We start from the raw sequence: 12,862 nt of genomic DNA on the forward strand, positions 1-12,862 counted from the left end.
GTGGGCTGTTTTTAGGCGTTGTGAGAGCCGACAGGCGAGCCAGCAATAACGCTCGCGAAGCGAGTCCATAGTTGCAGGACGCTGGCGTGTGAAGGACGATGCCATGTTTTGGCGGCTTTCAGCCGCTTGACGCTCCCCCAGTCTTCGCTACGCTCAGACAGCCCCCTCAGCCGAGGGGGCCGAGGCTAGCCGCACCCAATAAATGTGCCGGCAACAAAACAGCATTACGCATAGCGCAATTCCGTTTCTTACGCCTCACGCGACGCGCTCGGCGCCGCCACGGCAGCCAAAGCGCGTGGCGCGTGGAAGCCTTGCTTGGCGAATTCGTCGGCGATGGCCTGGGCGACTTCGTGGCTGCGGCCCTTGTCAACCAGAGCGATAATGGAGCCGCCGAAGCCGCCGCCGGTCATACGTGCACCGTAGGCGCCGTTCTTGCGGGCGACTGCCACAGCCACGTCGAGCTCAGGCACAGTCACCTCGTAATCAGCGGCCAGCGAATCATGCGACGCGTTGAACAGGCGGCCAGCAGCCTCGATGTCACCCTGGGCGAAGGCGCGCACGAAGGAGCGCACGCGTTCGATCTCGGTGACCACGTGGCGCACGCGCTTCTTCATCGTCTCGTCAGGCAGCGCGTCCAGCGTTTCCTTCAGCGCCTGGAACGGATCATCAGCCTTAGCAATACCGTCGGCAGCAACGCGCAGGTTAGCAACGCCAAGGATTTCGGCAGCCTGCTCGCAGGTGGCGCGGCGCTGAGCGTACTGGCCATCGTTGAGCTGGTGCGGAGCCTGCGTATCGACCACGAGCAGTTCGAGGCCGTACTTGTCGAGATCGAACTCCTGCTGGGAAACGTTCTCAAGCGGGGTGAGTTCCGGGCGGCAGTCGAGCAGCAGCGCGTGGCCGGCAGTGCAACGCATGGAAGCGTTCTGGTCAAGGCCACCGGTGGAAGCGCCGGCCATCTCGTTTTCAGACTTGATAGCAGCGTTAATCAACGTTACGCGGCCAGCGTCGGAATCGCCGTAGCCCAAGCCGTACACGTCGTCGAGGGCCAGAGCGGTCGAGCAGGTCATGGCGGCGGAGGAGCTCAGGCCAGAGCCCAGCGGCACGCAGGAGACGAATGCGGCATCGAAGCCCTTGACCTTGTCGAAGCCAGCTTCGCGCAGTGCCCACGCTACGCCAGTCGGGTAGGCGGCCCAACCGTCCACGCCGCGCGCCTTGAGATCGTGCAGTTCAGCTTCAGCAACCTTGTCGGGCGCCACGTCAGACACCAGGCGCACACGGGTGTCATCGCGCGGAGACAGTGCGATGAACGTGCGGTGTGGCAGTGCGATCGGCAGGCACAGGCCTGCGTTGTAATCAGTGTGCTCGCCGATCAGGTTCACACGGCCCGGAGCAGCCCACACGCCAGTGGGCTGAGTGCCGTACGTGTCGGCGAACAACTTAGTGGCCTGCTCAACGCCGGCCGCATGGGAAATCGGTTCGATGAATTCAACAGCAGTCATTGGTGTTTTCTTTCTTAATACAATCAAAGATCTATAAGACGCAGTTCGGCGCTGTTTTGCGCAACGTTAGCAGTGTTGCAAACGTTGCACATGCTGCAAACGTTGCGCAAAAACAGAGCCGATCATACTGACATCAACAATCAGTCAGAAATGTCGATATCGCCCAGCTCGTGGAAGCGCTTAGCGATGATCTCCGGCGTCGTATCGGAGATCCAAGCAGCCATACCCGACTCAGAGCCGGCCAAGTACTTGATCTTGTTCGCAGCGCGACGGAACGAGAAGAACTGCAGGTTCAGACGGTAGTTCTCGCGGCGAGCATCGTGAATCGGAGCCTGGTGCCATGCGGCGATGTACGGCAGATCCATGCCCTTACCGTCACCCTTGTCGAAGAACGCGTTGCCGCGCTTGAGCAGGTGCGAGTACATGGAAGCGAGATCCCAACGCTCCTGATCGTTGAGCTCATCAATGGTGAGCACGTCGCGCACTGGAGCAACATGCACCTCGAGAGGCCAACGAGCCGCAGCCGGCACGTAAGCAACCCAGCTGTGGTTACGCATCACGATGCGCTCGCCAGCTTCCAGCTCAGCGTTCATAATGTCCTTGAGCAGGTTGCCGCCGGTCTTCTCGTGGTAAGCCTCAGTGTGCTGGAGTTCCTTCTCCATCTTCGGAGCGATGAACGGGTAGCAGTACACCTGGCCGTGCGGGTGAGCCAGCGAAACGCCGATCTCAGCGCCGTGGTTTTCGAACGGGAAGATCTGCTCGATGCCATCCATCTTGGAGATTTCGGCAGTACGGAAGGCCCAAGCCTCCACGACCGTGCGCAGACGGGATACCGGCAGGTCAGCCGGCAGACCGTTTTCATCCGGGTCGAAGCAGATGACTTCGCAGCGGCCTGCAGCCATCTTCTTCTCCCACAGCGGGTTGCCGTCCACGTAGGTCACGTCCTCGGAGCGACCGGGCACGCGCACCATCGACGGGAAGCGGTTCTCGAACACGACAACGTTGTAGTCGGTGTCCGGCACTTCGCCATCCTGGTACGGGTCGCCGGGCTTGCGAGCGGCCAGCGGGTTGCCCTTAGCGGTGGCGCCAGGGCCAGCGGTGATCGGGCGGTTCATACGCGCGGTTGCCATCGGAATCCAGTCGCCGGTGAGCGGATCGCGGCGCATTTCCGGAGCTGCGTACGGTACTTCTTCGCCGGCAGCGTTCAGCTGGTTAGCGAAGCGGTACGGCAGGTGGCGCGGATCCTTGAGTTCACGCGTCTTCTTGCCGGAAACGTACTCCGGATCGTCATCGAGATAGAAGAAGTCACGGCCGTCGGCCAGCGTGGTCGGCGTGATGCGGATGTGCTCCTTCGCGTATTCACCCGGCGTGTAATTGGCGAATTCTGCCATTATTACTCACTTTCCTCTGCGTGCTCGCTCTGGTGGGCCAGAACAAGCTCCTTTACCAAATCTCTTGTTTTGGCGACGGAGTCGGGGTCGAGACCATCGTCAGTAATAACCGTGTCCACCTGGTCAAACCGGGCGAACAACGACAGTGATGTGCAACTCCACTTGGTGTGGTCGGTTAGGATGATCGTGCGATCAGCGATGTCCATCATGGCCATGTCGGTGGCTGCCTCCAGCGAATTAGGCATCAAGAAGCCGCGCGGCACAGACACGGAGTGTGTGCCGAGGAACACGGTGTTGACGCGCAGGGAGGCGACGACTTTGTCGGCGATGGGCCCGACGAGCGAGTTGGAGCGTGTGATAACGCCACCGGTAACAATGACTTCCACGTCTTTTGATTCGAGGGCTTGTACGAGTTCCGCCACAGGAATCGAGTTCGTGAGAATCGTAATACCGGAGGCCTGCTGGCTTTCCAGCAGGTGTTGTGCGAATACGTAGGCGGTAGTGCCGCCGCCAATAGCGATCACGTCACCGGGAGCCACGTATTGAATGGCCTCCTGTGCGATGGCGTCCTTGAGTCCGATGTCCATCTGCGACTTCACAGAGAACAATGGCTCGCTGAGCAGTGCGCTGGTGGTGACTGCGCCGCCGTGCACGCGCTTGAGCAAGCCTTTGTCGGAAAGCTCAGCGATGTCACGGCGTATCGTCATCGCCGATACGCCAAGCTCCTTGGACAACGCCGTGATGCGCACCGCGCCGCGTGTACGCAGGCGGCTGAGTATCAGATGCTGACGTTGTGAGGATATCATGCGAACATTATCGCACATGTTCGCGCATAAACAAAACTAATATGTGCGTTTCGTTGACGACACGCCGAGGGTTACGAACACAATTCACGAAAAAACGCACAAAATCTCACGTTTTGCGTTGTGGTGACAAGACGAAATCGAACATCAGCTCCGTGTCACGCTCCCAGTCATGCTCCCAGTCACGCTCCATGTCACGCTCCGCGTCACGCGCACGTCACGCGCCTCTTGTTGCTTCTCGCCCGTCGGTGCCACAATGGAGCCTATGACCTATGTATCGGAAAACTTCTGGCACGACGCTGTGAACAAGGCGACCACCGATCTGTTCGCTTTTGGGTACAAGCACGTTATCAAACCCAATTTCGTTTTCAACCACAATCCTGACACGGCACATGATCAAATGATCGAATTCTGCCGTATTACTAAGCGCATTCCACCACTCATGTGGCTGCTGCGCGAAATGATCGATTACACCGATCCGGTATTGGAAACCAACGTGATGGGCGTTGATTTTGCTAACCCATTTGGCCTGTCGGCCGGCCTTGACAAGAACTGCGATATGCCAGTACTGCTTGATAACGCTGGTTTCGGCTTCGAAACCGTCGGCTCTACGACTGCGCGCCCCTGCCCCGGCAATCCGAAGCCATGGTTCCACCGCTTGCCTGAATACGATTCGATGATGGTGCACGTCGGCCTTGCAAACGATGGTTCCGAAAAGGTGATCGCTCGCGCAGAACAAGCGTGGACTCGCGCGAAGTCGATGCAGATTTCCGTCTCGATTGCCCGCACGAATGATGCGTTCTGCGGCGACTTGGACGAAGGTATCGAAGATTATTGCACGTCAATGCGCCGCGCAGCCGGACGCTCTGCCATGGTGGAAGTCAACGTTTCTTGTCCGAATACGCATGTGGGCGAACCGTTCACCGCTGACCCGAACGCGCTCGACCGCCTGTTTGACGCGCTTGATCAGATTGAACGCCCGCAGCCAACGTTGGTGAAGATGCCGCTGAATACGCCTTGGCCGCAGTTCAAGGAACTGTTGGATGTGCTGGCTGAGCATAACGTGCAGGGTGTGAGCATTGCGAACTTGCAGAAGGACCGCACTGGGCTTGAGATTCCGCGCGACTGGGAGGGCGGCCTGTCTGGCGGCCCATGCTACGCGGCGAGCAACGAACGTATCGCACAGGTGTACCGCGAGTATGGTGACCGGTTTGCGATCGCTGGTATTGGCGGCGTGTTCACCCCGCAGCAGGCGTATCAGAAGATTCGCAATGGCTCGAGTTTAGTGATGTTTATTAGCTCGCTCATGTACCGCGGCCCGCAGCAGATTACTGTGCTCAAGCGCGGACTGGCTCAGCTGCTCAAGCGTGACGGTTTTGAGCATGTAGCGGACGCTGTTGGCGTTGACGCGTGACGTATTTGCGGGGTTGGCGGCGCTCAGCGCCGCCTGACGCTCCCCCAGTCTTCGCTACGCTCAGACAGCCCCCTCAGCCGAGGGGGCCGAGGCTAGCCGCACCCAATGAATGTGCCGCCAGCAATTACATGACTGTAGCCCTATATCTCTGGCGGAGCCTCGGTTCCCTCAGCGAGGACAACGCCGTATAGAAAACAGCCCAGTGGGCTGTTTTTAGGCGTTGTGCTCGCCGACAGGCGAGCCAGCAATATCGCTCGCATAGCGAGTCCGTAGTTGCAGGACGCTGTCAACCGCAAGCTGACTGAGGGAGCGTCACGGCACGAAGTACCGGCAACAAAACAGCATTGCGCGTAGCGCGAGTCCGCAGTTGCAGGACGCTGTCAGCCGTAGGCTGACTGAGGGAGCGTCACCACAGTCAACGCAACCAGTATCGGCACATGGCAACACGTTTCGTCATACACTCCAAAATCCGAAGAGCCGTATGCGAATTCAGTCTTGCGGGAAGGCGCCGCGGAGGTAGGCGGGCTGGTAGGGCGCCTTTGCGACTGGCACGCCAAGCTTGGCGGCAGCGCGCAGCGGCCAGTATGGGTCGCGCAATGCAGCACGACCAATCTCGATCGCGTCGGCCTGACCAGAGCGCAGGATCTTCTCCGCCTGCTTCGGCTTCGTAATCAATCCCACTGCTGTAGTCGGCACGTCAGCGCGCTCGCGCACCTGATCGGAGAACGGCACCTGATAGTTAGCCTTCACCGGAACAGTAACATCAGCGATAATGCCACCGGTGGATACGTCAATCAGATCAACACCATGGCGCTTCAATACGCAAGCGGTATCAACAGTCTGATCGAGATCCCAGCCGCCAGCAGCCCAATCAGTTGCAGAAATGCGCACAAACAGCGGCATAGAATCCGGAATCACTTCGCGAATCGCATCAGCAACCTCAATCAGGAAGCGCATACGGCCTTCAAGATTGCCACCGTATTCATCGGTGCGCTCATTGCACAGCGGGTCCAAGAATTGAGAAATCAAATAACCGTGTGCTGCATGGATTTCAATCGCTTCAAAACCAGCCCATACTGCACGCTGAGCGGCAGCACGGAACGCGCCCACCAGTCCATGAATATCGTCAACGCTCAGCTCGCGCGGGTCAGCAAGACCGCGGTACGCGATCGGGCTGGGAGCAACGGTCTGCCAACCGCCGTCTTCAACTGGCACGCTTTTGCCTTCATAACCGACGCTGAAGCATCCAGTAGAACCTTTACGACCAGCGTGGTTCAGCTGCACGGCGGCAACCGCTCCAGCAGCTTTAATACCATCAACAATCCAATGCCATGCGGCAACCTGTTCGTCATCCCACAAGCCAACATCGCACGGTGAAATACGCCCTTCAGGGGTCACAGCCGTCGTCTCGGCGATAATCAAGCCAAAGCCGCCCATCGCGCGGGACACATAATGCTGGTAGTGGAATGGCGTGGGCTTACCATCACGATTCACCGCTGAATACGTATCCATTGGAGGCAGCCAAATACGATTGCGCGCGGTCACCCCGCGCAAAGTAATTGGCTCAAATAGGCGTACTGTGTCCTTCTTACGTTTCTTGGTATCGGCGTTCATAAATCCCCTTTCTCATCGCCGTCTGCGACTGCGCAGTTGCGGTCATTCTATCGCGGCAGGTTGAACGATGTATGAACCATCGCCGAGGAGCAGTCACGCAGTCACACAACCGCGCACAAAACAATGGTGCCCTCCGCGCATCGCGCAAAGGGCACCATCACTCAGTCATGGCAAGAGCAGCCGCTTACAGCCGCTCCATCATGCCAACCATCACCAGATCACTGGCCGCCAGTAGTTTGGCCTTCAGTCTGCGTCTGGCTTTCGCCACCTTGGCTCGGCGTAGTCACAGTTTCGCCACCGGTTGCACCAGTAGTGCCGGTTGTGCCAGCGGTACCGGACTGGTCTGTTGCCGTGCCACCAGTTTGCGTAGACGTACTCGACCCAGAGCCAGAAGTGCCCGACGTGGAGCCAGTATTTGACTTCGAATAGCTGTAACTTACCGTCATGTACTTGTCAGACGGCGTGCCATACGAATCATCATTCGGCGTATTCGTCGCCGTCAGATAATCGTCCATGAAGTTCTTCCACGTTGGGGTAGCGATATAGGAGCCGTACCACGTGTTGTGGTAGACGCCGTTGATGGTCTTGTTGTCAAAGTCGCTGTTACCGTCAGCGTTACCCACGGCCACGAACGCTGCAACCGTTGGCACAAAACCGCCGGTGAGCATGTATGTGTTTTCGTTCGTACCAGTCTTCGCGAACGTCTTGCGGTTATTGGCCAGCTGAGCAGCGTGACCGCCACCATCAGAACGCACAACGAACTGGTTCAACGCATATGCAACCGTTTGCGCAATCTCCGGGTCAACAGCCTGATGGCACTTCGCCTTCGGCACCGTGAGTTCCTTGCCAGTTGCGTCAGTGATCTTTTTAATTGCGATCGGCGTGCATTCAACGCCGTTAGCTGCGATCGTCGCGTACACGTTTGCCATCGTCAGCGGCGAGGTGGTTACCGTACCACCGATCACCAACGGAGCCTGGTAGGCGCCACCGGTGGAAGTATCATCCTGCAGCTTCATATTCATCTTCTGAATTGACGCCTGGTGGAAGCCCATGTCTTCAGCCGCCTGCGCGATCGGAGACAAGCCGATTACCTTCAACATGGCAGCCTGCGTGGTGTTGTGCGAGTGCACCAGACCATCAAGCGGGGACTCAGCGGTTGCGCGGTCACCACCAGCGTTCTGCACCTGCCACGTGTTGACGCCCTTAAAGCCAGGAATATCCCTCGCCAAGTTGACGCTCGTAGTTGCCGGAAGCACTTCGTTAATTGACTTGCCGGCGCGCATCCACGCCACGAGATTGATTGGCTTCCACGTAGAACCCACAGGGAAACCAGTACCACCGCCATCGATCTCATCAACGGCATAGTTCATTGCCGACTTGGAAGGGTCGCCTGTAGCCTCCGGGCTCGTATCGTAAATCTTATTGATACCAAAGCCGAGCACTTCACCAGTGCCAGGGCGAATCGCCGCGAGCATCACTTCAAACTGGCTGGCATCATCCGCAGGAATCGCATTGCGCGCAGCGTTCATTGCCGCCGTGTTCGCAGCAACATCCATCGTCGTGTAAATATCAAGGCCGCCCTCATAGAGCAGCTTGCGGCGCGTGGCCGCATCCTTACCAAATTCAGACGAGTTCAGGATCTTCTTCGTCACGTAATCGCAGAAGTATGCAGCGTCACCAGCAGCACTACATCCAGCAGAAACCGTTTGCACATTCAGCGTATCTGCGATCGGCGTAGCCTTCGCCTCATCGTGTTCCTTCTGAGTAATGTAGCCTTCCTGCAACATCAGGTCGAGCACAATATTGCGCTGCTTTTGCGATTCCGGCTGGTTTGATTCCACCGACGGATCGTAATTATTCGGGTTCTTCGTAATAGCTGCAATCGTTGCCGCCTGCACAATCGTGAGCTTGTCAGCAGTCGTGTTGAAATAGCGGCGCGCAGCCATTTCCACACCGTAAATACCGCGACCATACTGTGCGATATTGAGGTAGCCTTGCAGGATTTCCAGCTTGGAATACTGCTTTTCCATCTCCACAGCGATCAGCATCTCGCGCATTTTACGTGCGATTGTATCTTCGGAAGCATGGTATTCAGCGATCGGATCGTCGCTCTCTTCCGCCTGCAAAATCAGTACGTTCTTGACATACTGCTGCGTGAGCGAAGATCCACCCTGCTGGGAGCCCTTCTTCACATACGTTTGCACAAACGCGCGCAGCACACCCTGCACGTCAACGCCAGAATGCTCGAAGAAACGACGATCTTCACGAGCCACCATCGCGTTGCGCATCGGCTCAGAAATCTTCTTCAGCGGCACAACAATACGGTTCTGCGAATAGAACGTTGTCAGCTGCGTGGTGCCATCAGCTGCATAGAGTCGCGACTGCTGTGGCAGATCGGTCACACTGAAGTTAATACCCTCCACCTGCAGCGACGGTACGACGGCTTTTACCACCGTATTCGCACCGAGCACAGCGGGCAGGAAGAACAAGCTCGTGACGACGCCGCCGGCGAGGCATAGCGTCATGTATGCGAGGAACAGCGAAAACACACGTTTGACGGTCAACGATTTCTTCTTGGGCATGGTTGCCATTCTAAAGGGGCGCCTCTACTGGAGCTATCAAACGCGATGGCGAGCGCCATTCCTCTCGCAGAAGTCTCACAAACGCGCGTATTATGCCGAATACTGGCCGCAAACCTGCCGAATTTGCACTGTACGCCAGCTGAACGCAATACCCCCTTGTGCGGTGTGCGACGGCGATTCGTATGCGTTACGCGGGGCGATTCACGGTGTGGCTATCGATGTGACTTTCGGTGTGACTAGCGGCGCGAGCGGCGGATGAGCATACCTGGCTGATAGATGATGATCGAACGGCCTTCGCGCGCAATCCAATGCCGGTTTGCAAAATCCATCAGCGCCTTATTGACCGTCTCGCGCGATGAGCCAACCAACTGCGCCAACTCCTCCTGCGTCAGATCATGCGGCACTTTCAACCCTGCTTCCACCGGCTCGCCAAAGCGCGCACCGAGGTTCAACAGCGTTTTCGCCAAACGCGCAGGCACATCCATGAACACAAGGTCAGAAATACGTTCATTGTTTTCGCGCATACGGCGAGCCAACACTTGCAGCATGTCAATGGCCACATTCGGGTATTCGCTCAACCACGAAAACAGTGCGTCATGTTCAAGCCACGCTACATGCGTGCCGTGCGTCATCGATACGGCGCTCGCCGTGCGCGGGCCACCATTGGGGTCAAAGACAGGGATTTCACCAAGGACTTCGCCGTGCGCGTGGATAGAAAGCAGCTGCACGCGGCGGTCGTTGGATTCGCGCATGAGCTTGACTCGACCGCGTTCCAGCAAGTACATGCGGTGATCAGTGTCACCTTCGCGGAAAATATAATCGCCCTTGTCGAAGGTGGCTCGCTGAAGGTATGGGAGCAACTCGCTGGCTTGCTGTGGCGAGACCCGCTTAAATAACGCCGTGTGCAGTAGCTCGTTCTCATCCTCGGGAATCGAATTCGGCACCATCGACCTCATAACGCCTCCTGCCGCTGTCTGCACGGCTCTGCTCCGCAACCGTTTGCACCCTACCCGCGATGCATGAATACTCTCGGATGATACACATGGGTAGCACTCCTACCCCGGCGGTATCGCCCGACTTCGTCATATTGTAGCCGGTAGCCGGCGAGTCATCTAGTGATATCACCATCGCCACGCATTGACATTAATATGCAGTACAACGTGGGCAGAACTTAGATTCTGCAAGCCATTGCAAAGCGCCATATAGCGGGCAGCAGCCATCACACCGGAGTTGAGCGCTGAGCTAAATGTCACAATTCCCCCGCATCCAATACGTCACCGCGTTCAAGACTGTTGACTAACTGGTCAATGACTGCCTCGCGACTCAGCCCGGTTTGCGAGCGCAGTGGGTCGACGCGTTTAACGGCTGATTTGACGGCTTTATCAGAGAGTTTTTCCGGCGATGTGTTAAGTACGCGAGCCATTGTTGACGCGTCAATATCGTAGGCGAGTGTGACGTGGTGGAGGATTGCGCCCGGCCCGCCACCGGTGGGAGCAAATCGGCGTTGCGCCGCTCCCCCAATTTTGCCGTGCTGTGAGGCAATGTCGTTCAAACCGCCAAAATGCACGGTAAGCCCAAGATTGCGTAAGGCTGCAACAAGCCACATGTCGCACAGACGATATGACTCCTCAATGCTGATTCCGGTGGCAAAATCGCGCGGCGCGTACAGGGAGTAGGTGATGGTGTTGCCTGGTTCGATGAACATTGCGCCGCCGCCAGTGCAACGGCGTACGATGGCAAATCCTTCGCGCGCAGCGATATCCTCGTGTACTTCGTCTGGAATGGATTGGAATCGGCCGACGACTACAGCTGGTGCAGCCCACTGCCAGAAGCGGATTGTAGCGGGGCGCCTGCCGGCGGCGACTTCGCGCGCCCATTGTTCGTCGATCATCATTTGATCAGCTGGCGAGCGCGGCGTATCGCGCACAATTACTGGGCTGAGCTGCCTCCAGCGGTTCCGCCAATCGGCGAGCTGTGTTGGGGAGGCAATATCCGCGATCGAGTGTTGCGTATTGGAGTGTTGCGTACTGGAGTGTTGCGTACTGGAGTGTGGACGATTCGCGGCGGACTTGCTGGCAGTACTGTTGCCAACAGCGCGCGCGAATGCTGTTTCGATCGCCGTAGCATCAGTACCGACTATGCGTACACTGCGATGCTGATTGATTACCGGCGCGATCGGCTTGCCGGCGATCAGCGCGTGTTCAATATCAGCAATGAGTGTATTCGCCGCAGTATCATCGCCTTCAACAAAGAAGTCGCCGTCTACATGGCATGCTGTTGCCCGACCGGATTGAGCGTCTACTGTTACGTTTACGCCAACAAGCTTGCCGCCTGGCGTCTTGTATTCGCCGCGCATCACTCGACTACACATGCCATCCCTCCTATCAGCGCACTACTGCAGTAAGAACTCCATCGTAGCGTTGAGACAAGGCGCTTGGAGCTACAAAAACGGCCGTAACTCAACAACACGATTGCGTTTTGAGTTACGGCCGCTCGTACGGTCAACTGCCGATTCGTCAGATGCGAGCGAGAATATCCTCGCCGACCTGCGCGGTAGTGCGCTCGGTGGAGCCGAGCTCTTCGATGTCTGCTTCGACAGCCTTGTGGATCTTCTTGGCTGCATCGTCGAAGCCGAGGTGCTCGAGCAGCATCGCGGCGGACAGGATCGCGGCGGTCGGGTTGGCGATACCCTTGCCGGCGATGTCCGGAGCGGAACCGTGGATCGGCTCGAACATGGACGGGTACTCGTTGCTTGCGTTAATGCAACCGGATGCTGAATAGCCAACGCCGCCGACGACCGCGCCCGCCTCGTCGGTGAGGATATCGCCGAAGAGGTTGTCGGTCAAGATCACGTCGAACTTGCTCGGGTTGGAGACGAGGAAGATGGTGGCCGCGTCGATGTGCGAGTAGTCGTGCGTGACCTCCGGGTATTCTTCGCCGACCTTGTCGACGATGCGCTGCCACATGTCACCAGCGTTGACGAGCACGTTCTTCTTGTGCACGAGCGTGATGTGCTTGCGGCGCTTCATGGCCAGTTCGAACGCGTAGCGCACAACGCGCTCGACACCGTATGCAGTGTTGATGGACACCTCGGTGGCGACTTCCTGCGGGGTGCCGCGGCGAACAGCGCCGCCTGCACCGCAGTAGAGGCCTTCAGTACCCTCACGCACAACAACAAAGTCGATGTCGCCCGGGTTGGCGAGCGGCGAAGTAACGCCCTTGTACAGCTTGGAGGGGCGCAGGTTCACGTACTGGTCGAGTGCGAAGCGCAGCTTCAAGAGCAGGCCACGCTCCAAAATGCCAGCTTTAATGCGCGGGTCGCCAACAGCACCCAGGAGGATTGCGTCGGTCTTCTTGATGCGCTCGAGCTCATCGTCCGGCAGAATGGCACCGTCGCGCAGGTAGCGCTCAGCACCAAGATCGAAGGGCTCATACTCGAAATCAGCTACGCCTTGAGCAGCTTTTTCGAGCGCTTTCTGAGCCCACGGGGTGACTTCTTTGCCAATACCATCGCCAGCGATCACGGCGATCTTATATGTCTTGCTCATAGCACGCGAGA

9 protein-coding genes are annotated in these 12,862 nt (G+C 57.8%); 1 reads left to right on the forward strand and 8 read right to left on the reverse strand.

All coding sequences use genetic code 11. The features are described from left to right. Window positions 1–248: 248 nt before the first annotated feature. The 3 genes from galK to D2E25_RS03840 all read right to left on the reverse strand — a co-directional run bounded on the left by galK (window position 249) and on the right by D2E25_RS03840 (window position 3,696). Window positions 249–1,499 (reverse strand): galactokinase, encoded by a 1,251-nt coding sequence (gene galK / locus D2E25_RS03830; RefSeq protein WP_125979971.1) that lies wholly within the window; start codon window positions 1,497–1,499, stop codon window positions 249–251. A gap of 140 nt (window positions 1,500–1,639) precedes the next feature. Continuing rightward, window positions 1,640–2,890 carry a galactose-1-phosphate uridylyltransferase gene (galT, locus tag D2E25_RS03835; RefSeq protein WP_125979973.1) on the reverse strand — a complete coding sequence of 417 codons (1,251 nt, stop codon included), beginning with the start codon at window positions 2,888–2,890 and terminating at the stop codon, window positions 1,640–1,642. Window positions 2,891–2,892: 2 nt separating this feature from the next. Beyond that, window positions 2,893–3,696 carry a DeoR/GlpR family DNA-binding transcription regulator gene (locus D2E25_RS03840; protein ID WP_125979975.1) on the reverse strand — a complete coding sequence of 268 codons (804 nt, stop codon included), beginning with the start codon at window positions 3,694–3,696 and terminating at the stop codon, window positions 2,893–2,895. A gap of 262 nt (window positions 3,697–3,958) precedes the next feature. Between D2E25_RS03840 and D2E25_RS03845 the strand changes: the two genes are divergently transcribed. Beyond that, a complete protein-coding gene (locus D2E25_RS03845) occupies window positions 3,959–5,107 on the forward strand; it encodes a quinone-dependent dihydroorotate dehydrogenase (protein ID WP_125979977.1) in 1,149 nt (382 codons plus the stop codon). Window positions 5,108–5,596: 489 nt separating this feature from the next. Here the strand turns inward: D2E25_RS03845 and D2E25_RS03850 are convergent, their stop codons facing one another. From D2E25_RS03850 to D2E25_RS03870, 5 genes are all read right to left on the reverse strand, one after another. After that, a complete protein-coding gene (locus D2E25_RS03850; RefSeq protein WP_125979979.1) occupies window positions 5,597–6,721 on the reverse strand; it encodes an NADH:flavin oxidoreductase/NADH oxidase in 1,125 nt (374 codons plus the stop codon). 218 nt (window positions 6,722–6,939) lie between these two features. Then, the gene (locus tag D2E25_RS03855; RefSeq protein ID WP_206430729.1) at window positions 6,940–9,303 is read right to left on the reverse strand and encodes a transglycosylase domain-containing protein; all 2,364 of its coding nucleotides are present in this window, start codon (window positions 9,301–9,303) and stop codon (window positions 6,940–6,942) included. 236 nt (window positions 9,304–9,539) lie between these two features. Then, window positions 9,540–10,259 carry a Crp/Fnr family transcriptional regulator gene (locus tag D2E25_RS03860; protein WP_125979983.1) on the reverse strand — a complete coding sequence of 240 codons (720 nt, stop codon included), beginning with the start codon at window positions 10,257–10,259 and terminating at the stop codon, window positions 9,540–9,542. A 293-nt stretch (window positions 10,260–10,552) separates the two neighbouring features. Next, the gene (locus tag D2E25_RS03865) at window positions 10,553–11,674 is read right to left on the reverse strand and encodes a lipoate--protein ligase family protein (protein WP_125979985.1); all 1,122 of its coding nucleotides are present in this window, start codon (window positions 11,672–11,674) and stop codon (window positions 10,553–10,555) included. Window positions 11,675–11,819: 145 nt separating this feature from the next. After that, entirely contained in the window at window positions 11,820–12,851 is a 1,032-nt protein-coding gene (locus D2E25_RS03870; RefSeq protein WP_125979987.1) for a 3-isopropylmalate dehydrogenase, read from the reverse strand. Window positions 12,852–12,862 lie beyond the last annotated feature (11 nt).

Source organism: Bifidobacterium goeldii (assembly GCF_003951095.1).
In the GTDB taxonomy this organism is placed as follows: domain Bacteria; phylum Actinomycetota; class Actinomycetes; order Actinomycetales; family Bifidobacteriaceae; genus Bifidobacterium; species Bifidobacterium goeldii.

What these genes read in the sequence shown, in the direction of transcription:
- D2E25_RS03850 (WP_125979979.1), bottom strand. Translation starts at nt 6,721, where the DNA reads ATGAACGCCGATACCAAGAAACGTAAGAAGGACACAGTACGCCTATTT.
- D2E25_RS03845 (WP_125979977.1), top strand. Translation starts at nt 3,959, where the DNA reads ATGACCTATGTATCGGAAAACTTCTGGCACGACGCTGTGAACAAGGCG.
- D2E25_RS03865 (WP_125979985.1), bottom strand. Translation starts at nt 11,674, where the DNA reads ATGTGTAGTCGAGTGATGCGCGGCGAATACAAGACGCCAGGCGGCAAG.
- D2E25_RS03840 (WP_125979975.1), bottom strand. Translation starts at nt 3,696, where the DNA reads ATGATATCCTCACAACGTCAGCATCTGATACTCAGCCGCCTGCGTACA.
- D2E25_RS03860 (WP_125979983.1), bottom strand. Translation starts at nt 10,259, where the DNA reads ATGAGGTCGATGGTGCCGAATTCGATTCCCGAGGATGAGAACGAGCTA.
- D2E25_RS03870 (WP_125979987.1), bottom strand. Translation starts at nt 12,851, where the DNA reads ATGAGCAAGACATATAAGATCGCCGTGATCGCTGGCGATGGTATTGGC.
- galK (WP_125979971.1), bottom strand. Translation starts at nt 1,499, where the DNA reads ATGACTGCTGTTGAATTCATCGAACCGATTTCCCATGCGGCCGGCGTT.
- D2E25_RS03855 (WP_206430729.1), bottom strand. Translation starts at nt 9,303, where the DNA reads ATGCCCAAGAAGAAATCGTTGACCGTCAAACGTGTGTTTTCGCTGTTC.
- galT (WP_125979973.1), bottom strand. Translation starts at nt 2,890, where the DNA reads ATGGCAGAATTCGCCAATTACACGCCGGGTGAATACGCGAAGGAGCAC.